The sequence below is a fragment of the Bartonella sp. HY038 genome, assembly GCF_014117425.1.
GTDB lineage: Bacteria > Pseudomonadota > Alphaproteobacteria > Rhizobiales > Rhizobiaceae > HY038.
The window spans coordinates 94119-118340 of record NZ_CP059726.1 but is presented as its reverse complement, the minus strand read 5'-3'; the positions used below and the strand labels follow the sequence as shown (position 1 = coordinate 118340).

Below are 24222 nucleotides of genomic sequence, written 5' to 3'. Positions count from 1 at the left end.
CACGTTGCATCGAGCTTGCAAACGTGCTCTTAATTTTTTCTATTATCTGATAACACGGAAAATAGTTAGCCAAACACCGTTCAAATTGCAGGGTATTATGCAAAATAAAACTGAGCAACAGGACGATATTTTTTAAGATTTAGAAACCATTGCGGTTTTTAAAAAGGTGGCATGGCACTTTATAACCTGCTTGATAATTATGACAAAGCATATTGGCTTAATTTTCAAGAAAAAGTATTAATTCGTAAAGCGATGGAAAGGGATTAAACCCAAGAAATTCATGCTAAGCATCCATTATTGTTATGACAAAGAGATTAAGCAAGATAAACAAAAGGCATAAGTAGGGACCGTAGTCCCTACAGTTTTACTTATTTTGCTTAAGTGCCATGTTAGGCAACTTTATAACAAATTTTGCAAATAAGAATTATGTGTTTAGTACATATAGAATAATACTGGTAAAATTTGGCTATCTTGTAAATATTCAATAAATTCAAACACGGGGTAAGCAATGAAGAAAACCAGACCATCACCAAAAGTTCGGTAAAGCCGGTCTGGTTTGACGGTTAATTCCATTGCATCTTGAAAAAGCGAAAACTTAGGAAAAAAACGCGGTACTTTTTGGCAATATTGTTGATAAGGTGCACCAAAATTACCTTGTAAAAATTTTTCTTCTACTAGAATAACCCGTAAAAAAGCCAAATAACATAATAGCCCCATGACCAAAGCTAATATTAAGCTACCGGTTTGCGCGCCAATGCCGATAGCACCAATAGTACTAAAGACATAAAGCGGATTACGGCTCATTGAGTACGGGCCAATGGCAACAATTTCAGCACTTTTGCGACCTCCAATATAAAGTGTGCACCACAAACGACCAATAATTGCAAAAACAATGAAGCTAAGACCAAAAGCTTCAATATATTCATGCATATGGCCGTACCATGAAGAGCGTATAAATAATAAGGCAAAGATTAAAAGCGCAATGATAATGCCAATAACATAGCGGCGCTTTTGTTGATATTTTCCCATTTCATGGATTGTTTTCATGGATTTTCCAATATTTTATAAGGCTAGATGATTTTTGCTTATTGAATAGAATTACGGCTAATTTAACACCAAAAACATTGTCTTTTAAAATAATGATTAAAGGTCACAACTTTTATAATTGGATTGTAAACAACGCTGTATTGCCTTTTCAACTTGTTGCTTTTACAAGTCGTTTAAAGAACTTTCTATTTCCTGCGCGCGCCCAACAAAATTTGGGTCATTTTGGCCAGCAATACGTGCCCACATATAGGCCAATTGTAAATTTTTTTCTACGCCATAACCTTGTTGATACATATAAGCAAGATTAGCTTGTCCGAGCGGCGAACCCGCTTTGGCGGCATCTTCATACCATTTTGCTGCGCGTTTAAAATTTTGTGCAACACCAATTCCTTCTTCATACATGCGGCCAAGATTATTTTTACTCGCGGGAAAACCATTATTGGCCGACGTTAAAAACCAATGCAAAGCCATTTGATTGTCTTGGTTAGTGCCTTGTCCTGTAACATATAATAGCGCCAAACGGTTTTGTGCATAAGCATTGCCTTGCTCGGCAGCCTTTTGAAACCAAAAAAAAGCTTTTACAAAATCTTGCTTAATGACCATGCCATCTGCATAAAAATCGGCAAGGGCAAATTGTGCCACAACATCGCCTTTCTTGGCTTCTTCCTCCAACTCGGCAAGTTTTTGCATAACCGCAGCATCTGGCTCTTCAACATTATCCATTTGTTCAATCTCGTCTTGTTGATTTGCAGGTGCAAAGGAAATCGTCGCCAAATGAACAAAACTAGTTACAAATAAAAGTGCTAAAATTCTAAAGATCAAAATGCCTCCCAATCAATCTTGTTTATTTTTTCTTACCATTCTAAATAACAAAATATTAAATCATTATATAGACAATGTTTAATTCAAACCATGCGCCTATAAAAATATGTTGGATGAGGGACATTATTGGTTTTTTCAATTTATTGCCAAGTATAAATAAAACAGCATCTAGGGTCACGTGCTATATTTACAAGCAGCAATAGCCCCCACCCAAAAGCTGCAATAGTCAATTACCTCCTTATGATTATAATATAGCAAAAAAGCGATATATATTTGCTTTATTCATAGATTTACCACAACTTCATATCAATTTATCAACTTGCCATATGTATATTTTTTAAGGTAATAGTTTAGCGATTAGTTAAACTATTACGATAGTGAAAAATATCACATGCAAATAAGACATACCTATCTCTTAAACATTAAAGCGGGAGCTATCATTTGAAAACGATGATTATTCGATTTATTTTAATTGCAATGACAAGTATTTTTCTTGTTAATTTTGGCTATAGCGGTGACTCAATTACTGATCTTCGTCAAAAAGCTGAGCAAGGCGATGTTAAAGCGCAATTTGATCTAGGCAATGCTTTATATGATGGCGATGGCGTGACAGAAGACAAGGTCGAGGCAGTAAAATGGTTTCGGCTTGCTGCCGATCAAGGTGATGCCGCAGCCCAATATAATTTAGGTATTGCTTATGATAATGGTCAAGGTGTTGAAGAAAATAAGGAAGAAGCGGTAAAATGGTATCGGCTTTCTGCAGAACAAGGCGATATGGACGCTCAATACAACCTTGGCGTTGCATTTTATGAAGGTACGGGTGTTGAAGAGGATAAAGCAGAAGCGGTAAAATGGTTTAAACTTGCAGCTGAGCAAGATTCACCCGAAGCCCAATATAATTTAGGTATTGCCTATTACCAAGGTGAGGGGGTTGAAGAGGATAAAACCGAGGCCGTCAAGTGGTTTAGGCTTTCTGCAGAACAAGGCGATGCCGAAGCACAGTATAATTTGGGTATTGCTTATGACAATGGCGAAGGCGTTGAAAAGAATAAAGTAGAAGCAGCAAAATGGTTTAAGCTTGCTGCAGAGCAGGGCGATTCAGATGGCCAATATAATTATGGTATTTGTCTAAGAGATGGTGAGGGCGTTAAACAAGATAAGGTGGAAGCGATTAAATGGTTTATGCTTGCGGCTGAACAAGGCGATGCTGACGCTCAATATACTCTTGGTGTTAGCTATATAAATGGTGAAGGCGTAAAAAGAAACAGAGCCGAAGCTATCAAATGGTTTAAGCTAGCGGCTGAACAGGGCGATACTGATGCAAAACTTGCTTTACGCCGATTTGGTCGATAAGCTGGCATAGTATTTAAATAATTAGTGCTATTGCAGTAGCTAAAAACAGATCATCTATTTGGGGGCTGCCCCTAAAAATCTATAGGAGCGGTTATTGAAAACGCCGATTATAAAACTTTTTTTTATTGCAATAGCCAGTATGTTTTTCGTTAATTTTGCTCACAGTAACGACCTTATTGCAGATTTTCGCCAAAAAGCCGAGCAGGGCGATGCAATTGCTCAATTTGAAATGGGGGCAGCCTATGATATCGGCAAAGCCATTGCGCAAGATAAGGTGCAAGCTGTTAAATGGTATCGCCTTTCAGCCGATCAAGGGTTTTCAAAAGCCCAATTTAATTTGGCGGTTAAATATTTGCTTGGTGATGGCGTTGAAATGAATAAGCTGGAAGCTGTAAAATGGTTTAAACGGGCAGCAGAACAAGGCGAAGTTCGATCTCAATATAATGTTGCCACCGCCTATTTAACGGGTGAGGGGGAAGTTAAAAATACCCAGGAAGCCATAAAGTGGTTTAAACTTGCCGCAGATCAGGGCTATGTCGATGCGCAATTTGCTTTAGCAAACATATATTTCTTTGGCGAAGGAATTGATAAGGATAGAGAGCAGGGGATTAAGCTATTTACACTTGCTGCCGAGCAAGGCGATGCTAAATCTCAATATAATCTAGGAATAATCTATTATAATGGAATGGGCGTCACCATGGATAAGGTTGAGGCGGCAAAGTGGTATAGGCGGTCTGCCGATCAAGGATATGCTGATGCGCAATTTAACCTTGGTTGTAATTATATGCATGGCGAAGGGGTGGAAAAAAATATGGATGAAGCTGTTAAATGGTTTCAGCTTGCGGCGGCTCAAGGCCATGGATTTGCCCAAGATACGTTAAAACAATTGGGTAAATAAGGTATAAATCTAAAGCCATTATGGTTATTAAACCGCTATAGGAGTTGTCATTGAAAACGCACATAATCAAAATTTTATTAATAGCAATGGCAAGTATGTTGCTTGTCAATTATGGTTACAGCAATGAAACTATTATAGATCTTCATAAAAAAGCCGAGCAAGGTGATGTTGATGCCCAACACAGTTTGGGCACGATGTATCTTAAGGGCGAAGGTGTTGCACAAGATAAGGCTGAGGGGATAAAATGGTTGCGCCTTGCAGCAGAACAAGGATCTGCAACGGCCCAAAATAATTTAGGACTTGCCTATTTAACTGGTTTTGGCGTTGAGCGTGATCCGTTTGAAGCCGTAAAATGGTTGCGTTTATCTGCCGAACAAGGCCATGCAAGAGCTCAATATAATCTGGCTCGCGCTTATCTTGATGGAGATGGAGTTAATCAAAATAATGCGGAAGCAATAAAGTGGTTTACACGTTCAGCCGAACAAAATTATGCTGCATCTCAATATATCCTTGGCGTTGCCTATGAAAATGGTCAAGGCGTTGAACAAGATAAGGCGGAAGCCATCAAATGGTACAAGCGTGCCGCCAGTCAAGGCTATGCTGCAGCTCAATATAATCTTGGTGTTATTTTGTACGCCAGTGATAAAATAGAAGCGATTAAATTATTCAAGCTTGCGGCTCAACAAGGTGATGAGGATGCATATCGAGCCTTAAAGCAATTGGGTGAATAATTTAGTTTTGCTAGGGTAAAACGCGAACATATCAATGATTTTGGTTTGAATTAAAGCAGCTATTATTTTTTAAAAAACAACTTTTAACTTTGAAAGAATATATTGTTTTATGAGCAATTAATGCGTTAAAACTTTAGGTCGCGATAATTCCAAGGTCAAATTGGTCATGGCAGATGATTTTGATCTAGGAAAACTCTTCCATGACAAAATAAACAATCAAATGACCAAATTTGGCTATTTTAATTTTTAAACCTATCTTAAAATTTCAAATAGACAAGTTTTACTGATGGTAATTTCTCCATAGCATTTCGTTTGCATTAATAGGTTTTGCGCCGAATGCTTTTTGAAAATATGCCATTACTTGCTTTCACAAATACATAAAATCAATAATTAGAGCACGCTCAATTATAATAAACTCTTGTCAGCATGCTCTAATTGCGTTGTTTAATTAGTGGCAAAAAGCTTTAATATTATTCTACTCATGTTATTCTTTAGCGATTGGCGTATCGCTTTCAATAATTTGAACATCGCCTTGAATATTTTTAATTTTTTCTTCAGTGTCTTTCACCTGCTCACTATTATGAAGCACTGTATAAGTTAAGTCAAAAATAGTACTTTCACCGGCTTGTAATTGCTTGACGCGCTTTTGCTCCCTTTCAATCGTTACTGGATAAGCATAGCTTGTTCCAGGTTCAATCCCTGTTACATAGCCTTGTTTTTGCGTATCTGTATTTTTCCAAAGGGTTAAAACAGGCAATTCACGAATATCAAATTGAATTGCCGCGCCCTTATCGCCGGCTTTATTAATCACGGCTGCAATGGTTTTATGGTCTTTATCGGCGAGTGGTTCAATATTAAACACCATTTCGTCAAAGTCTTTTGTTGGGCCGGCAAAATCTTGCCATGTTTTCAAACCTGCCTTTGCATAATCATTGAATGGGCTAATTTTTGTCATTGGTGCGATAAAACGCGCCCCTTCTTCGAGCAAAGGTGTACCAAAATTGCTGTGATAGATGATTTGATAATCATGAGGATAATCAGCATGGTTGGTTAAAACATCATGAAGGGTAAAACTATTGCTGCCCGGTATATAGCGCAACTCTGTCATAGTTTGTAAATCTGCTTTTTTAAATGTGCTTTCTTTGATCAGGCCACGAATACGGATTTCATAAGGGGCTTTTTCATTAATTTCAACTTCAACCAGTGAAGCTGGCGTATTGCCAGCTTTACCGTGTAATGTGTAAATTTGGCCATCTGCAGTTACTGGGTGGCCCGTCCATTCAAAGCCACAACGAACCATCATTTCGTTAAAACCTTCAAGCCAGCCAACGCCATTTCTACTTTCAAGATTTATAAAAGCTGGATTAACTACTTCTTTAACTGGTGAATCCCATCCCATGCGCGTATTAAAACCTTCAACACGCAATAAATTCATGCCTCTTGTCGGAATAAGCGTTATTGTAAGCCCATCTTTACTCGTGATGGTTATAATCTTGCTGCCCTCTTGTTTGCCACCATGGAGAAGTTTTTGCTCAACAGTGAATTCTTTATCCTTGATAGCCAAGTCTTGACTGGAAATTTGCCAATTGCCTGCTTCAATATTGTTCTCAGTACTGGTTAAAACCCATGTCTTGGCAGATAGTGGACTAGAAATTATCATTGCAATTGCAGTTAGTGCTAATGTTCTTTTCATTTTATCACTCCATGAAACGAAGATGATTTAAATTTAGCACAAGAATTGGATATAGCTTCATCAAAAATAAAAATACCCGAAAAATCAATACATTAGCATAGACTTTATTACTGATGACGTTAGAGTATAAATATTTAAATATTATTTGTATTTTATCTACTTTATTATCAATTGCCTATTCCAAATAGCAGATTGGCAATTAGGTAATATTTACTAGATTGAGGTCAATATCGACACGATTACCGGAAAAATCTTGTAAAATTAAGGCTCAATTTGTTTTAATTTTTGAATGGCTGGTCCAAAATCTTGATCTGCCGCTCGCTTTATCCATTTTATCGCTTCCGCCTTGTCAATCTTTCCACCTTTACCTTCATAATATAAATTACCAAGATTTAATTGCGATGCGGCATGGCCTTTGTTTGCCGCCATAGAAAGCCATTTTTTTGCCGTATCATAGTTTTGCGGAACTATCTGGCCTTCATAATATAATCGCGCTAAATTTATTTGTGCCGAAAGGCTACCTTGATTGGCTGATTTTTCAAATAATTCAATGGCTTTTTCTAGGTTTTTTGGCACGCCATTGCCATTAATATAAAGCAATGCCAAAGCATTTTTTGCATTCCTGTCATCTTGGCTAACTGCACGCTCATACCATTCACGCGCCTTGGTATAATCTTGTGCAACGCCATCGCCCTCTTCATACATATAGCCTAAATAAAACTGCCCCTTAGAATTGCCTTGGCGTGCTGCAAGTTCAAACCACTTAAAAGCTTCACTGTAATTTTGGCGTACCCCTTTGCCGTCATAATACAATTGCGCCAAGCTCAGTTGCGCGTCAACATGACCTTGATTGGCGGCGCTTTTAAACAATTCAATCGCCTTTTCTGTGTCTTTTGCGCCACCTCTACCATTCACATCGAGCACAGCTAAATTGTTTTGGGCGTCTGGGTCATTTTGGCTAGCCGCACGCTCATACCACGTGCGCGCCTTGGCATAATCTTGCGCAACGCCATCGCCTTCAGCATAGATAACACCCATAATAAATTGCGCCGGTGCATAATCTTGTTTTGCTGCTAATTCAAACCACTTAAACGCTTCGCTATAATTCTTTTCAACACCGCTTCCAGTATAATAGAATCTGCCAAGCTGAAATTGCGCGTTAACTTGACCTTGATTGGCGGCGCTTTTAAACAATTCAATCGCCTTTTCTATGTCTTTTGCGCCACCTCGACCATTCACATAGAGCACAGCTAAATTGTTTTGGGCGTCTGGGTCATTTTGGCTAGCCGCACGTTCATACCACGTGCGCGCCTTGGCATAATCTTGCGCAACGCCATCGCCTTCAGCATAGATAACACCCATAATAAATTGCGCCGGTGCATAATCTTGTTTTGCTGCTAATTCAAACCACTCAAACGCTTCGCTATAATTCTTTTCAACACCGCTTCCGGCATAATATAATCTGCCAAGCTGAAATTGCGCGTTAATTTGACCTTGATTGCCGGCGCTTTTAAACAATTCAATCGCCTTTTCTGTGTCTTTTGCGCCGCCTTTGCCATTCACATAGAGCAAAGCTAAATTGTTTTGGGCCTTTGGGTCATTTTGGTTAGCCGCACGCTCATACCACGCGCGCGCCTTGGCATAATCTTGCGCAACGCCATCGCCTTCAGCATAGATAACACCCATAATAAATTGCGCCGGTGCATAATCTTGTTTTGCTGCTAATTCAAACCACTTAAACGCTTCGCTATAATTCTTTTCAACACCGCTTCCGGCATAATATAATCTGCCAAGCTGCAATTGCGCGTTAACTTGACCTTGATTAGCGGCGCTTTTAAATAATTCAATTGCTTTTTTTGTATCTTTTGCGCCACCTTGACCATTCATATAGAGAAAAGCTAAATTGTTTTGGGCGTTTGGGTCGTTTTGTTTAGCCGCACGCTCATACCATTCGCGAGCTTTGGCGTCATCTTGGGCAAAGCTTTGCCCTTGCTTATACATAACACCCAAATTAAATTGTGCCTGAGCATTATTATGCTCTGCCGCAAGCGTAAACCAGTGCCTTGCTATGTCATAATCTTGGCTGACAGTATCACCTGTATAATATAGCATACCAAGTTTAACTTGGGCATGACTGTCGCCGAGATCGGCTTTTAGACGCGTGACATGATGATCGGGATAATGGATAAAAACAAAAGCAATTGTGCCGATAATGGCAATGAAAAAAATACTCATTACAATTTGTAAAATGCGGCTCATTTTTAATCCCTATTATTTAACCAATAACAAAGCTGTTTTACACTGGCTCATATGCATCAGATTTAATGTAAATGCCAAAAGATAAAAATGTAAATAGCACTTGCTTGCTTTTATACATCTAGAGCACGTCTCTTTATTGTTAAACGCTCGTAAATTTTAGTATTTTGTATCAATGGCAAATTAAATATTTTAATTTTTAACAAATTTAATTAAAACTTACATTAATTGTACGCAAGGCCGTATTGCCATTTTCATCACTTACTCGCAATTGCATGCGCCCTGCCTGTTTTGGCCGCCAATCAAGGCTTGTTCCTGGAGTTACAACGCCAAGAAAGCGGTCTTTTTCAAACCAATAAAGCCGTTTTACGCCGGCCGGCGCATCCGCCTCTAAGCGTATATGATCATTTTCATCATCGCGCTTTAAAACATAGGTGACATTCACCAACGGATAACGAATTTGCGGTGGGGACATATTGTCAGATTTAACTGTAATACCACATGTTTTTTGCGTGGGTGGTTTACGCCGTGGCAAGCCAGCCGTGTCAAATAATGCATTTAAATCACTTGGCCAAAATTCAAAAATTTCTTGTTTAATATAGGGCTTATTATAAGGTGGGCAGGCAATTTCGCCGCTGCGTGTATCAATCATTAATGGTCGATGTAGATTGGAAATTTTAATTGGCGAAACGCCGGCAATAAACCAAGTTTGCTTTCGTTTTGGACAATATTCATTAGGTAAATCGCCAGAGGCTGCACAAACATCAACGCGCACGACATTTTTAGGCGGCAATTGTACTAATTGCTTTTCATTGGGCTTTAAAATTGGCAAAGCATCAGCAATCTTAAAAAATAACGGCGCTGCAGAACGCACGCCAATAAAGGCAGTAGGGCCGCTATTGTCAAAATTGCCAATCCATACCACCACAATATAGGGGCCAATCATGCCGCTTGTCCAGGCATCGTGGTAACTCCATGATGTGCCGGTTTTCCATGCAACAGGCCAATCTTTTCCACGGCGATCTTTTGGCAAACCATCGGGGCGCGGGTTTTGATAAAGCATTTGGCGGGTGATGAAGCTAGCTTCTGGTGATATTAGTGCCTCGCCCTCATGATAAAGCTCGGTTTTTAAAAAGCGCGGAAACTGTCTTTTGCCGTCTTTGGCAAGGGTGGCATAAAGGCTGGCAAGTTCCAACATTTTCATTTCACCGCCACCAAGGGCAATGGATAGTCCATAGCTTTCTTCTGGTCGCAGACCCGTAATGCCAGCATTTTTTAAAAACTGATAAAGGCTTGGTTTACGGGTTTTACTGGCCAGCCAAACGGCAGGCACATTGCGTGAACGGATAAGCGCTTCTTGCGCCGATAATGGTCCGACAAAACGGCCATCAAAATTTTCAGGCTGAAACGATCCAAACATAGTTGGCGCATCTTTAAGCATGGTCATTGGGTGGATAATGCCTTGATCAATCGCCAAAGCATATAAAAACGGCTTTACTGTTGACCCCGGCGAGCGCGCGGCGATGGTGCCATTGACTTGGCCATGGATTTTCTCATTAAAAAAATCTGCTGAGCCAATCATGGTCTTTATGCCCATATCACGGCTATCAATGATTAAAATGGCGCTATTGCGGATACCTAAGCGGCTGCGATCTTTAATATAGCCAGTATTAATTGCCTCTATTGCCTTTTGCAATTTCAAGTCGAGGGTGCCCTGTAACTGGTCTTCACGGTAATTGGCAAGCAGATAATCGCTATAATGGGGGGCTAAAAATGGCAAATCGCGCCTTGTATAAGCGGTGATTGGTAAATCATTTAATGCCGCACTGCGCGGATCATCTTTATTGGCGTCGCGCCAATCATTTAGCAATAATAGCCGCGCTTTTTGGGTCTCAAGTCCAAAACTTGCGCGTTTTGTTGGGCTTTGCGGAATAACAGCTAAGGCGAGGGCTTCATTTAGGGATAATTTCTGTGCAGATTTATGGAAATAAATTTGCGCAGCCGCTTCCACGCCTTCAATATTGCCACCCATTGGCGCAAGATTAAGATAGGCTTCTAAAATCTCCGCTTTGCTGTAACGCGCTTCTAACCAAAGGGCTGCTAATATTTGTTGCGTTTTACCTGAGATTGAACGCGTATTAATATTGTAAATTTTGCGCGCTAGTTGCATGGTAAGGGTGGACGCGCCTTGGCGATTGCCGCCAATATAAGTCGCAAGGCTAGCGCGAAACAGCGCAAAGGGATTAACGCCAAAATGGGAATAAAAATAGCGATCCTCTTTTAGCATAATGGATTCGACCATTACCGGTGACATGTCTTCAAGCGGCACAAAAAGTCGATAATGATCATCTTTGCTCAAGGTTAAACGCAAAATTTGCCCATTTTGGTCGCTAACAAGCCTTGAATAGGAAAATTGTTGTTTAAGCGGTGTATGGGGCCAAAGGCGCAGCGCGACGAGTACTAAGCTTAAAAAAGCAAAGCTATAAAGAAAAATGCGTAAATATCGCCGCAATCTTGATTTTGTAAAAAAACGCCGCCGCATTTAAGCCATACCAGTTTTAAGTCTTTATATGAAATACGCCATGATACCATCATGGCGTATTTTGTCATGGTTTATCGCAATTTTTGCGGTTTACTATTTTACCTCAATAATCAGCTTACCAATAGCACCTTCACCATTAATTTGCGGATTATACATGCTTTCAGCAAAAGCGGCCGGAATGGTAAATTGCCCTGCATTGATAGCGCGTACCTTATAGGTAAATGTGCCAACTTCTTTATCTAAGCTGCCGTAAAGCACAACGCGGTCGTCACGTGGATCAATAAAGTGAGGCTGCCAATCGCTTTGGTCTGGCTCGCCAACGGCTGGCAATGCCTGTTCTTCATCGCCTTCACTATCATATTCATTGCCCTCATCACCCTCATCACCACTTTCATCGTCATCAGAAGATTGCGAATGATTGGGTTGGCGATAAACAAGTTCAACACCACCTGGTAAAAGATCAACAATCGCGACATCACCGACATAATCTTGCCCTGTGCTGCGCATTCTTACTCGCACCAAGAATTCATCGCCAACATTGACCTTATCAATCTTGTTGCCTTTTAGGTCGGTATAATCATGGAAGATATCAATGCCATTATTTCGTGGTTCTTGGCTTTTGTTAATATCATAGCCAGCTTCACTTAACAGCACAAAACCTGGTAAGTCGGATCGGCTTTTTGTTAGTGTCAAGGATTTAAAATCAAAAGGTAAAATGGCTTTTGATGGGCTACCCTCTAAAGTCACACTTGTTGTTTGATCATTATTTTGTTTGACAACAGCTTCGATTGAGGCACCACTATTTTGCACTGCATTTTCGTAAATTGATGCTGCACGAATAAGCAATGCCGATGAAAGACTATTATAGCGTTGGCTTTGTAAATTATCGGCAATTTTTTGCCAAACTTCGTTTGGAATTTTTGATAATTGGTTAGGGAAATAGCGACCAAGTATGGTGATCGTTTCGCTATCATGCGTTAAAGCATCATCAAAGTAATATTGACTATCTTCATTATTTTTAAGCAATTGCCAATCAATGGAATTTACCAAGGCATTGGCTTCTTTATTTTGCTTAAACATCAAATAACTGGCCGCCATATAAACAGCAGTCGTATCTTTTTGCCATTCCTTTTTTTCATAATAAGTGTCAAGTCGCTCGCGAAGATTAGCAAGCTCATTGAAACTAGGACTAATGCCAAGGCTTTGTGCTTGGCGGTTTAACAAGTAAATTGCATAGGCTTGTAAACGAAAGCCGTTCATTCCTTCAAAAGGTGGTTCTTCTGCAATGTCTTTCAAAAAGGCTCTTGTGCGTTCAAAATTTTGGCTCGCTACATAAAAACCACGCTCTTGCGCATCAAGCATAAAATCAACCGCATAAAGCGTTGCGAAAATATCGCTATCGGGTGTTGCATTCCATTGCCCTAAACCACCAGAACTATTCATGCGTTGGCCTAATATTGTCAATGTATTGGCAACATTTTTTGCTGCATCACTGTCTTCTGCTTTGCCAAAAATAATTGATGGCATGGTTTTAGAAATGGTTTGCTCGGTGCAAACATAGGCATAATTATCAAGATATTGATTAAGGCCGGTTGCCCAATTAAGCGGTGAATAGCCAAAAGATGCCTCTACCTTGCTTAATTGCGAATAAAGCTTGCGTGTTGGTTCAAGCGTTATAACCTTATCATTGGTGATTTTAGCGCTTAACTGCACCCGTCGTTCAGATAGTGGACGGACAGAAACATTTTCAACCATAGTAAAGCTACGGCCATCAGCCAATTTTGCAACAAATTTTATATCATGGGCACCTAATTTGTTGCCATCATTATCATTGGAAGCTTTTAACTGCCAATTAGCGGTTGCTTCTTTAAGTGGATCAACAGTGAATTGCTGGGTCTTGTCACCAATAATCTCGAAAGCCCGACTTGGCTCAATGGTCAAACTTACCACATCTTGCGAAGCTAGATTGCTAAATGCGCCCATTGACACATTGACCACATCGCCAGGAGCAACAAAAGCCGGCACATTTGGGGTGAGTACAATTGGTGCCTTACTTTCCGTATAGCTTTGGGCAATACCAATATGGTTTTGATCAACTGCCACCGCAAAGAAATGCACTTTACCGTTGAAATAATCAGGCACTTGCCAATTAAGTTCACTTTCACCCTTCGGCATATCTTGAATGCCACTCCAATAGACAACAGGTGGCTTATTTTTGCGCTTAAATGGATTTAAATGATTGGACAACGCCCCTTCATCATCACCGCCTGAAGCTGCCAAAAATAATTTTGAAAATTCAGGCAAGATCAAATCAAGAATTTGAGTGGTTTCAACTTCCAAAGCGCGCTTTTTGAAAAAGAAATCCAATGGCCGTGGCTGGCTATAACGTGCCACTTGCAAAATGCCTTCATCAACGCCCCAAACCATCACTTGTGATGGGCGGTTAAGGTTGACCTTAATGGCAATATCATCACCCGGCTCAACCGTCTTTGGTGTTGTAAGCGCAATATTGGTCGTGCGATTATCTAAACTAATGGCAAAAGGCGCAACACCATAGGAAAGTGGCGACATGAAAATTTCATCCGATTGCGGCGAGCGGACAAATTGCACATTAATATAAGCATTGCCCTCTAACCCCTCAGGCAATTCAATATATTGAACGCTTGATGTTGTATCGGTTTTAAACCAAGAATGGGCATAGACCTTATCACGCTCGATGGTGATGAGACCTGCTCCGACATAAGGCGCACGAATATTAATTTCAATAAATTCGCCCGGCTTATAAGAGGTTTTATTAAGTTTAAGGGTAAGTTCGCTGTTACGATCTAACGAGCGTGATAGGTTAGCATCGCCCGCAACACTATAATTAAGCTGGTTTAAAACCGTATCACCATTTTTAATTTTAACAATAAATTCACCCGGATTACTGGTGTCGAGTGTATCAAATGTGCCATTTTCAGTAATAGAAAATGGTTTATTTTCAAGCACAACTTCTTTTTTGCGCGAAGCATAGCGATAAGTATCATCATATTGCTTTACCAATACCGATACATAGCGCACTTCCACCACTTCGCGTCTAAGGCCATTAATACCAATTGGTTTCAAATTGGCATTAACCGCAAGCCAGTTGACGCGCCGTTGTGTTCCCTTATTCACATAATCAAGATTATCATCACTCTTGACACCCACCATATAATCAGCCGGTGAAACAAGGGCGCTTGCGTCTGCTGCAACATTCCTGCCGCCATCAGCTTCAAAAACCCGTGCCAAAACTTGCAGCTTATAACCGCTTGCAGTAAAGCGGTTTAAATCAAGATTAAAATTGGCAATGCCATTTTCATCAGTTTTTTGGTCTGCCAAGTCTTCAACATGGCTTTCGTCCAAGGTGTTTTCAAGATAGAAACGATAATCGCGATAGCTATCAAAACCAACAAAAGCTGGCTCCATGCGCATGGTCATGCTTGTACGCCGATCACCTGCCGGCGCACCAAAAAGATGCATTGCTTTGACACTTGCCTTAACTTCTTCTGGCTTTAACCAGCCTTTAATTGGCGTTGGCGAAAGACTAGCTGTTACTTTCATGCGGTCTGGTTCAAAATCACGAATAGAAAATGAAACGCTACCAAGCGAATAATTGCCACCACTTTTGTTGGCAAGCTCAAGCTCTGCCGTATAGGTACCTGCAGGCATTGCAGGATCGGACGCAAAATCATAGCTTTCAAAGCCTTCTGCCGATAGCTGCATTTTCTCGGTCTTTACTTCGCGGCGGGCAGGATCATAAATGGTAAGCTCAACCGGCAAGCCTTGCAAATTACCATGCCAATCATCACGGCGAACAATCATGCCAAGATGCACGGTTTCGCCGGGGCGATAAAGGCCGCGCTCGCTAAACATGAAAGCACGTAACGTATCGGTTTTGCCATCTGCCATTAAACCGCCAATAGCAAAGCGCGATAGGTCAAGCTGGCGGCCTTCATTATTAATAGGCAAGAAAGATTGATCCTCGCCATTGGTGACCACATACATTAGCGGGCGTTTTTCACGAGATAATTCGCTTAAATCACCAAAATAAGCATGGCCTGTTTCATCGCTATAGCTTTGCGCAACCGGCAAACCATTAACGCCGTAAACTTCCACTAAGGCATTATCAATTGGTAAGCCCGTTTCGATGGATTGCACAAAAATATCATGGCCGCGATTGCTGTCGCGCTTAGCAATAATGCCAATATCGGTGACGACAATAAAGCGTATGTCACGCGCTGATGTAACCTCACCAAGGGTTTGGCGATCATAGCTACCTTTTTCACTCATGCGGACAACAAAAATACCATGCCGTCCATCTTCACTTGATAGGTAAGGAGCAAGATCCACATAGCTATATTGCATTTTATTGACGGCAATATCAGGAAGATCAAAGTCGATATTTTCGCGCTCGACTAAAGTATCAAATTCGCTTTCGCTCATATCAGGGCGAACAAAATTACCATCCAATTGATTAACCAAATGGTGAAGCTGCTTTGGCAGAACGCGGGCTATTTCAACTTGTGCGCCACTTACACCTTGCGCCATAACGCCAAGGGTGCGTTCACCACGAAGACCAAGCAAAGCGCCTTCTGACATGAATTGCAAAGTCTTGGGATAATTGGGCATATTTGATGTGTAAAGTGTTTGCGCATCACGCGATAAATAACCGCCTTGAGATTGGATTTTGCCATTAATGCGCACATAAAGTTGCACACCGGGCTCAGCATTAAGCTTAAATGAATGAAGGCTATTTTGAGCGCTATCACTAGGAATTTGAATAAGCGGAATTTTGCGCGAGCGAGCAAGCAAATTATCGGTAATTTCATTGTCGCGCCAATTAATGCGATCGCCAGATTCATTTTTACGCTGAGGTAAAGCCCAAGCTGTCACTTGTCCATCAATATTAGTATCGCTTACCGGTTTTGAGCTTTCAAACATGAAAATCGGCTCTGGTTCACCATTATTATTGCGCACAAAATCTATTTTTGCGTCACCAAAACTTAACTGATAACGTCCCGGTACATCAATGCTTGCACTAAATTCCTCAGTGCTAGCATTACCGCCAAGATTTGACGTCACGCCTTTTGACACCTTCAATTTAACGGTAGAGGTTTCAAGCGGCATGCTTAAAATTGCTGATTGAACAGACGCGGTTAAACCATCTTCAGAAAAGAAAATTTGCGGATTATTATTAGTCTTATTTTGATAAGTAAGACCGCGCGATAATTCAAATGATATATGTTTTGCAAAAGTCTTTTGATCAATTGGGTGGCTTGCTTTAATTTCCGCTACCATCTTCTTTTGATTAGGATCTTGCGGATCTTCATAAAGCTTTGAATTATTAACCGAAATAGCAAATGGACTAGTGGTTACATCAAAACTATAATCTTTTAGCAATACGCCGTCGGTAAACAAGCCTTTTTGCGCAAGGCTTACAGTATATTTTTGGTCAATTGGCCAATCTTGTTGCGGCTTAAAAGTTAAGACCTTGTCATTAGACCAATGCCATGTACCCTTGATTTGTGGTGATAGGCTTACGCCCTCTTCAATTGTTGTATTGACTTTATCAATGGGGGCGACAGAATCTGAAAATTCAATAGTTAAAGGATAGGTTTTGACATCCTTTTTATCATAATCGGATAAAGGTGGATTAGAATAATCATAGCTTACCATATAGGGCAGAGGTTGGTTCTGGTACCATATCCAGCCTCCGATTCCTGCACCAATGGCGACAATCAGAACTAATACACTTGCGATAGCACTTTTAGTATATCTTTTAAAAAAACAACCAATGAGAGAAAATAATTTGCAAATGGGTCTTAGCCAAAAAGGCGGCACCCATGAAACATTACCAAAAATAAGGCTCAAGATTTTTGCGAAAAAAGAATAAATTGCTTTAAAAAATGCCATAACTCGCCCATAAATTTGTTAATGTCTTCAATTAAAAATACTAAAGTCACAATTTGGATAAGAATATTACATTTTTCAAAAAACTTCACAATATAGTATATATTTTTATTAAGAGATTTTTCGAAAATTCGTTTTGAATTAAGATTATTCACTATATATGATTTTGAATATTTCTAAATAAAATGAGTTTGGTTTGAGGGATGCTATAATAATGGTAAAACTTAAGATAGTTGATATATTTCGATTACGTCATATCACACATATATTATGCGAAGAATTAACTCTTGATCAAAGTGCTAATATCAAAAACCATAATAATGCCTATGTTTTTAAGGATGAGGAAAAAATAGGCTCTTATATTACATCTTCTGGAAAAGTGTTTTTTTCATACCGTACATTAAATCCACCTAAATATTTTAGTTTTGCGACCAAAGATGAGGTGAATCTTGAAAGCCAACAATGTCAAACTGAAAATTGGTACTTAAAATTTGAATAGTTTTTACTATCAACTAAAAACAACAAAGCAGCTCATTTTTTATTAAATATAATGTTGTTTCAGCCAAGGTTACCCATCACCAAGAAGGCTTAGAGCTTAACTCCAATGATCATCGCGCATTTATCATTAAGTCGCTGATGTTGTATTGGGCGAAATTGCTTATTACCAATTTTTATCATCTCACGTTTTTTATAGCGATGAATGCATTCTTGGGCTGCAAGTTTGTGATCGCTTATCAACTCGAAAAACTTATCATCCAGCGATAAAACGCCAGAAAAGTCGCCTAGCGGATAATAGTCCTTATAAATTTCAAGGGCTAATCGGTCATGATAAATCATCAATATGTCCAATGCATCATGGTAACTTAAATTGCTATAAATGTTTAACCTATCGCAATAATCTGCAAATATCTTTGATCCATCAAGCTCAGTTTTGGCAAGCTGGCTTTTTATAACCATTGTTGTGTTTTGTAATTTAACGGGAAAATATTCAAAAATACATTCAGCAAAAGCAAGGGCTTCTGCCACACAAATTGGTGGCTTGAAATTTCCTGCCGCAAAAGCGTTGCCAATAAATTGCATTTGCTGTTCTATTTTATTTGCTTTCAAAAATAGTACTCACTGTGTTTTCCGATGCTCCAATATCATTTTGATAGTAAAACCTAACCGTAATTCGTAAAATACGTATGTTCTTAATTTTTCTAAGCATGAGTTTTCATATATAACCCTATAGCCACCTTTATCTTTACTATAATAAATACTTTTAAAACTTTGTCGATGAATAATATAGGGAGGATTTAAAATTTCGTCTTTAAATTCACTATTTTCAAAGGCACATTTTATTTCATTAAATATATAATCTTGCGGATAAATATCTTTAATTTTCTTAAATTCCGGATGGCTTGGATAATAAATTATAGCGAAATGTCGCGGATTCTTAAGAGTATATAGTGTATAATGATCAGCATCTTTTACAAAAGCAAAAGAGCCTTCTATCTGCGAATTTTCGATAAAATTGGGTGCTAGATAGCCAACTAAATCCATTATTTATAAACCTTAAATGTTAGTTTGATTATATTTAAAGCGGTTTTCAAACAAAAAACGCTTTGTAAACAATGGATTAGTGCGCCGATCTGATCCAATCAGAGCGAAATGCGCTCTGATGTGCAAAGGAAATATCAATAATAAACTGTGCTAAAGTTTTATGGCAACAATAAGAGGGGTTCGCATCGATAGTTGAAAAAGGCTATTGGTGCCAATAGCTTTTTCTGCTGCTGTTTTAGCAGGTGGAAACACGAAAACCGCCACGTCTTATTTATACAAACTGCAATGCGATAAAAACTAGCAGGCTAGCATCTTGCCGCCAAGGACTTTTTGTCATCGATTATTGTCGCAAAATCATAATTGGTATGAATATATTGTACGAGCATTAAAGGTTGCGATTATGTTGTTAATGATAACTCTTTAACTAAAATATCCAAATGATTCCCATTTTAGTAGATATTTCGAATTATAATTAAATAGTTTTAAATGTTTTGAAATATAGCCAATATGGATATAGAATTTACATTTATACTGGAAAAAAATAGGAGGGAAAATGTCTATAGATAATAAGCATAATTTTGTTGAAATAATATATAAGTCTATTATTGATGAAAATATTGAATTATATCGTGATAGTTATCTTGATATAAAAGCTGATCCCTCTTTTGATAATTACGGCAAGAACGTAGTTAACCTTATAAAAAATTTAGATACAGATGAAAAGGAAACGTTGTTAATGATTATGAAGCAAGTCATGATCGATACACTTTCCAGCATTTTTAATCTAATTGAAGAGGATGGCAATATTGCTGATGTAAAGCTCATTTATAAGGGTGAAACCATTAATGAAGATTTACAAGATGCCTTTTTAGCATATGTGGAAGAATTATAGTCTAAGAAATCAATAGGAGCTTACATTGAAGCATTATATTATCCGGTTATTTTTTATCTTCATCACTAGTATTTTTCTTGTAAATTTTAGCCATGGCGCTGAAACAATTGCTCAACTACTAGAAAGGGCTGAAAAAGGTGACGCCAATGCACAGTATGATCTAGGTCTCCATTATGATTATGGCGATGAAGTTGCAGAGGATAAGGCAGAGGCTGTAAAATGGTATAGGCGCGCTGCCGAGCAGGGGCATGACAAAGCACAATATAATTTGGGCATTAGTTACGACATTGGTGAAGGTGTTGCAGAGGATAAGGTCGAGGCAGCAAAATGGTTTAGACTCGCCGCTGATCAAGATAACCCTAAAGCGCAATTTAACCTTGCCGTTGCTTATGATCTTGGTGAAGGTGTTGCAGAGGATAACGCTGAATCTGCAAAATGGTATAGGCTTGCCGCTGAACAAGGTTACGCTAAAGCTCAGTTTAATCTCGGCGTTGCTTATGATAAAGGCCAAGGCGTTACAGAAGATAAGGAGGAGGCTGCAAAATGGTATAGGCTCGCCGCTGATCAAAGTCTCGCTAAAGCCCAATTTAACCTTGCCGTTGCTTATGATCTTGGTGAAGGTGTTATTGAGGATAAGGCTGAATCTGCAAAATGGTATAGGCTTGCCGCTGAACAAGGTAACGTTAGCGCGCAGTTTAACCTTGGTGTTGCTTATGATGACGGCGAAGGTGTTATTGAGGATAAGGTAGAAGCTACCAAATGGTATAGGCTCGCTGCAGAGCAGGGACACGCCAAAGCACAGTTTAATCTTGGATATAATTATTATCATGGTGAGGGTGTAAAAAAGAATAGACTAGAAGCAATCAAATGGCTTAAACTTGCTGCAGAACAAGGCGATGGTAGAGCACGTAAAATGTTAAATGCATTAGGCGAATAATTGAACGCTAATATTAAAAAAACGATTTTATGTGAGGTAAATGGAAATTATGCATTTTATCTCACATAAGCGTCTAATGGTGCATTCGCCCCGTTTAACTTCATAACTTTTTGCATTGATGTACTTTTAAGATATATTTTTATTAATTGAAAAATAGACAACATTATTAATGTAATTATTTATGTCATTACCCAAATATTTGTCATTGTAATAGTTTATTAATATGCAATTATTGGTTATCAAAAATTCAAAAATATGTCTTAAATCAATAAGATCAATCATTCTTATATGCACTTTAAAAATTACATCGCCATAATATTCTTCAAAAATAATAGAATGGTCCTGTTTATGAAACGGAAGAGCTTTATTGCTTAAATATCGACCATGATAGAATATCGACCATGATAGTTATGAAGTTTAAGATAAGTAATCAATTTTTGATATAAAGCGCTGTAATCATCTTGCCAAAAATCAGCTATATTATCCAGATGAAAATTGCCTTCATTATATATTTATTGAGGCAATATAATTGCTTTATAATATATATTGGACATCGCATATCTCTATTTTTACAAAACTATATTTAGGAAGATGGATTATAGCTTGATAGAATTTTTGTAATATTAATATATCGCATGATTATTACACAAATATATTGAACATAAAAGTTGAAAGGTAATTTTTAAAGTTATGCTAGAAATAGGTGATTAGGGTCAATACCAATGATATTTAACATTTGCAAAGTTTGCTGCTTTTAAAAGCACGCTATGATTTTGATCTACCAAAGCGTGCTTTGTTTTAAAAAATTTGGAATTTTATTTATGGGCATCCAACATATGGCGATTGGTTTTGCCAAGGTAATAGACAAGCGCTGCCCCAAATAGTGGTAAAATGCCAAGGATTAACAAGCCCAATGATGCGCTACTGGTGGTTTCCTTAATCCAACCCATGAGATAAGGACCACCAAAGCCAGCAAGATTGCCCACCGAATTAATCAGCGCAATACCTGCTGCGGCAGCACTACCAGTTAAAAACGCGGTTGGCAGTGTCCAAAATAGTGAAAAACAACAAAAAATACCAATAGCTGCAAAGGTTAGTGCAACCATAAGAATAATCGGCTCTTTCAAAAAGCTTGCGGTAATAAGGGCGATAGAGGCTAATAAAAATGGCAAGATCACATGCCAGATACGCTCACCAGTGCGGTCGGAATGAATGCCCCAAAGTACCATAGCAATAGCGGCAAAGAAATAAGGAATAGCAGTAACAAAACCCGTTTCCACATTGCTTAAACCAAAAGCCTTGATAATTTGTGGTAACCAAAAACTCATGGCATAAAGTGCTGCAACAAAGCTAAAATAAACAAAGCACAAAATTAATACGCGCGGCGAGGTAAGCCCTGCCATAAACGAATGATCGCTACCAACTTTGCGCCCTTTTTCAGCTTCCATGGCAATTTCATTTTCAAGCCAATCTTTTTCGTCATTTGTCAGCCATGATGCTTTGCTTGGTCTATCGGTTAGATAAAACCAAGCAATAATGCCAAGAATGACTGTTGGCACCCCCTCAATGATGAAAAGCCATTGCCAACCGCGCAAGCCCCAAAATCCGTGCATTTCAAGCAAAATGCCTGAAATTGGTGCGCCAATTAGGGTTGATATGGGTACTGCAATCACAAATCCTGCTAAAATACGGGCGCGGTAACGGCTTGGATACCAATAGGTTAAATAAAGCAAAATGCCGGGAAAAAACCCAGCTTCCGCAAGACCAAGCAGCAAGCGCAAGCCATAAAAACTCCATTGGCCTACAATGAGCGCCATGAAACAGGAGATCAGCCCCCAAGTGATTAATATGCGGGCAATCCACAGCCGCGCGCCTAATTTTTCCATAAAATAATTGCTAGGCACTTCAAAAAGGAAATAGCCCACAAAAAATATACCTGCACCAATACTATAAATTGTTGGTGTAAAGCTTAAATCTGCATTCATCTCCAATGCGGCAAAACCAACATTGACCCGGTCAAGATAGGCCATAAAATAGGCAATAATCAAAAAAGGCACTAAGCGCAGCGATACTTTGCGTATGGCGCTTTGCTCAATGCTTGCTAACGATTTTTTTGCCGTTACATTTGAAATTTCAACCATGAATCTCCCTCTTCCCGTAAAATAATGTGGTTCAAGTCAATAAATCTTGTTTACCCATGCTTTCCCCTAAAAGCCCATAGACTATAAACTTGAAAATAAAGAATAATTTTCTATACTTAAATGAAAAGACGATCAATCACTTTTATGCTGAAGAGCATATTGGCTTTTCTGAAAGGCAACACATGCGCAAAACTCTTAGTTTTGGCGCATTGTCTAAACGCAAAACTTGATCAACTCTTGCTGAATATGCTTTTAATAACAGCCAAGTTAAAAATTACAAAGATTACGCATTTATATATGGAATGTCATTTCTTGCGTGTTATTCATCATCGAGCATTTTATTGAGCACAATGTTTTATGCGATTGAAAAACCCTACATTAAAAATTGTATCCATACACTTAATTATCATGCATTATGATCTGATGCTTTATTTCAATCTTTTATAAAGCCCAAAACTTTATAAAGCCTTATAGTTTTATTAAACACAAGAGTTTTATTACAAAGCGATGTTCTAAATTCACAAATATGGATCGTTCGATGTCAAATTATTCGCAATAGTTTAATGTTAAAATTAATCAGATGACCATGGCGAAATTTGCGTTGGTAAAAGAGGTATTTGTTTAAGGGTTACGCCACGGTCGTCGATAAATTCTACCTCGTAGGCTATGCAAGGATTTGAAAATATTTCTATTATAGTACCACGTTCGCCCTTTTGTAAATTTTCAGTTTCTAAATCTTCCAAAACTACGACAATATCAAATAATCTATATTCCATAAAATGTCTTTCTTATTCGACAAAAAGATGGGGTCAAGCAGCTATACTAGATCTTAATGTGTAAACTTGGCTAGTTTAAATGAACGCGTCGCAAGTTTGATATAGTATTAAGTCAAGTTTAAAGTTTTACTAAGGGGAAATATATTGAATATGGTAGAGGCAGAGTAGATAACTAATTTTTATAATGAGGGTTTATAAAATGATTGAGTATCAAGGCTGGATGACTGTAAGTGGACATTGGTTAGAAGAATGTGAAGAGGACTTTGATTATCAAGCCGCATTAAAAACGATTAAAGCTGAATTTAAAAATAAATTTGCACATGAAAATGTCTATCATGAAAATAATTGCTTTATAAAGCTAGATTTCTTTAATGGCTTATTACGAATTACGGCTATAGGATGCAATAATAGAAAGACCAATATTTTTCAAAATCTATTTGATTTTTTTACTTTTACCCAATCGGTTGCAATCGGTTCATATGGAATCTTTAGTTTTTATGATGATGAACCAAGTGGTGAATATAAATATCATATTTATAAATTTATCAAAGGCGAATGCATTCATGATTTTGATCCGCTATTATCATCATTTTGTTCGATGGAGTAGAAACTGCAATTGTTGGAAGTAAGTTATTTATGAATGGTTGTTTATTTCGCTGCA

Annotated in this window: 17 protein-coding genes; 7 read left to right on the top strand and 10 right to left on the bottom strand. The window is 38.6% G+C overall.

All coding sequences use genetic code 11. The features are described from left to right. Positions 1–432 precede the first annotated feature (432 nt). Together H3299_RS15000 and H3299_RS14995 are read right to left on the bottom strand one after the other, a co-directional pair. A complete protein-coding gene (locus H3299_RS15000; protein ID WP_182419802.1) occupies positions 433–1047 on the bottom strand; it encodes an isoprenylcysteine carboxylmethyltransferase family protein in 615 nt (204 codons plus the stop codon). Between the two features lie 162 nt (positions 1048–1209). Beyond that, the gene (locus H3299_RS14995) at positions 1210–1869 is read right to left on the bottom strand and encodes a tetratricopeptide repeat protein (protein WP_182419801.1); all 660 of its coding nucleotides are present in this window, start codon (positions 1867–1869) and stop codon (positions 1210–1212) included. A gap of 450 nt (positions 1870–2319) precedes the next feature. Here H3299_RS14995 and H3299_RS14990 point away from each other — a divergent pair, with 450 nt between their 5' ends. The 3 genes from H3299_RS14990 to H3299_RS14980 all read left to right on the top strand — a co-directional run bounded on the left by H3299_RS14990 (position 2320) and on the right by H3299_RS14980 (position 4851). Next, on the top strand, positions 2320–3222 hold the full coding sequence (locus tag H3299_RS14990; protein WP_246708274.1) for a tetratricopeptide repeat protein: 903 nt from the start codon (positions 2320–2322) through the stop codon (positions 3220–3222). Between the two features lie 94 nt (positions 3223–3316). Further along, complete coding sequence (locus tag H3299_RS14985) at positions 3317–4120, top strand: tetratricopeptide repeat protein (protein ID WP_182419799.1); 804 nt, start codon at positions 3317–3319, stop codon at positions 4118–4120. Between the two features lie 50 nt (positions 4121–4170). Further along, on the top strand, positions 4171–4851 hold the full coding sequence (locus H3299_RS14980; protein WP_182419798.1) for a tetratricopeptide repeat protein: 681 nt from the start codon (positions 4171–4173) through the stop codon (positions 4849–4851). A gap of 484 nt (positions 4852–5335) precedes the next feature. Here H3299_RS14980 and H3299_RS14975 read toward each other — a convergent pair whose 3' ends face one another. From H3299_RS14975 to H3299_RS14960, 4 genes are all read right to left on the bottom strand, one after another. Further along, a complete protein-coding gene (locus H3299_RS14975; RefSeq protein WP_182419797.1) occupies positions 5336–6544 on the bottom strand; it encodes an aldose 1-epimerase family protein in 1209 nt (402 codons plus the stop codon). Positions 6545–6805: 261 nt separating this feature from the next. Further along, positions 6806–8803, bottom strand: a complete 1998-nt coding sequence (locus tag H3299_RS14970) for an SEL1-like repeat protein (RefSeq protein WP_182419796.1) — start codon at positions 8801–8803, stop codon at positions 6806–6808. Between the two features lie 205 nt (positions 8804–9008). Continuing rightward, the gene (gene pbpC, locus H3299_RS14965) at positions 9009–11342 is read right to left on the bottom strand and encodes a penicillin-binding protein 1C (RefSeq protein WP_182419795.1); all 2334 of its coding nucleotides are present in this window, start codon (positions 11340–11342) and stop codon (positions 9009–9011) included. Between the two features lie 93 nt (positions 11343–11435). Beyond that, positions 11436–17276 (bottom strand): alpha-2-macroglobulin, encoded by a 5841-nt coding sequence (locus tag H3299_RS14960; protein ID WP_182419794.1) that lies wholly within the window; start codon positions 17274–17276, stop codon positions 11436–11438. Between the two features lie 211 nt (positions 17277–17487). Between H3299_RS14960 and H3299_RS14955 the strand changes: the two genes are divergently transcribed. Next, positions 17488–17772 carry a hypothetical protein gene (locus tag H3299_RS14955; protein ID WP_182419793.1) on the top strand — a complete coding sequence of 95 codons (285 nt, stop codon included), beginning with the start codon at positions 17488–17490 and terminating at the stop codon, positions 17770–17772. 89 nt (positions 17773–17861) lie between these two features. On the opposite strand, the gene H3299_RS14950 is transcribed toward H3299_RS14955, so the two are convergent. Further along, complete coding sequence (locus H3299_RS14950; protein ID WP_182419963.1) at positions 17862–18380, bottom strand: hypothetical protein; 519 nt, start codon at positions 18378–18380, stop codon at positions 17862–17864. A gap of 9 nt (positions 18381–18389) precedes the next feature. Further along, positions 18390–18815 (bottom strand): hypothetical protein, encoded by a 426-nt coding sequence (locus H3299_RS14945; protein WP_182419962.1) that lies wholly within the window; start codon positions 18813–18815, stop codon positions 18390–18392. A 553-nt stretch (positions 18816–19368) separates the two neighbouring features. Here H3299_RS14945 and H3299_RS14940 point away from each other — a divergent pair. Next, positions 19369–19707 carry a hypothetical protein gene (locus tag H3299_RS14940; protein ID WP_182419961.1) on the top strand — a complete coding sequence of 113 codons (339 nt, stop codon included), beginning with the start codon at positions 19369–19371 and terminating at the stop codon, positions 19705–19707. 25 nt (positions 19708–19732) lie between these two features. Then, positions 19733–20644: an SEL1-like repeat protein gene (locus H3299_RS14935; protein WP_182419960.1), complete on the top strand. Its 912-nt coding sequence runs from the start codon at positions 19733–19735 to the stop codon at positions 20642–20644. An 815-nt stretch (positions 20645–21459) separates the two neighbouring features. Here the strand turns inward: H3299_RS14935 and H3299_RS14930 are convergent. Further along, complete coding sequence (locus H3299_RS14930) at positions 21460–22785, bottom strand: MFS transporter (protein ID WP_182419959.1); 1326 nt, start codon at positions 22783–22785, stop codon at positions 21460–21462. A gap of 572 nt (positions 22786–23357) precedes the next feature. Further along, positions 23358–23561: a DUF4926 domain-containing protein gene (locus H3299_RS14925; protein WP_182419958.1), complete on the bottom strand. Its 204-nt coding sequence runs from the start codon at positions 23559–23561 to the stop codon at positions 23358–23360. Positions 23562–23760: 199 nt separating this feature from the next. Here H3299_RS14925 and H3299_RS14920 point away from each other — a divergent pair, with 199 nt between their 5' ends. Continuing rightward, positions 23761–24168, top strand: a complete 408-nt coding sequence (locus tag H3299_RS14920; protein ID WP_182419957.1) for an Imm7 family immunity protein — start codon at positions 23761–23763, stop codon at positions 24166–24168. Positions 24169–24222: the final 54 nt, after the last annotated feature.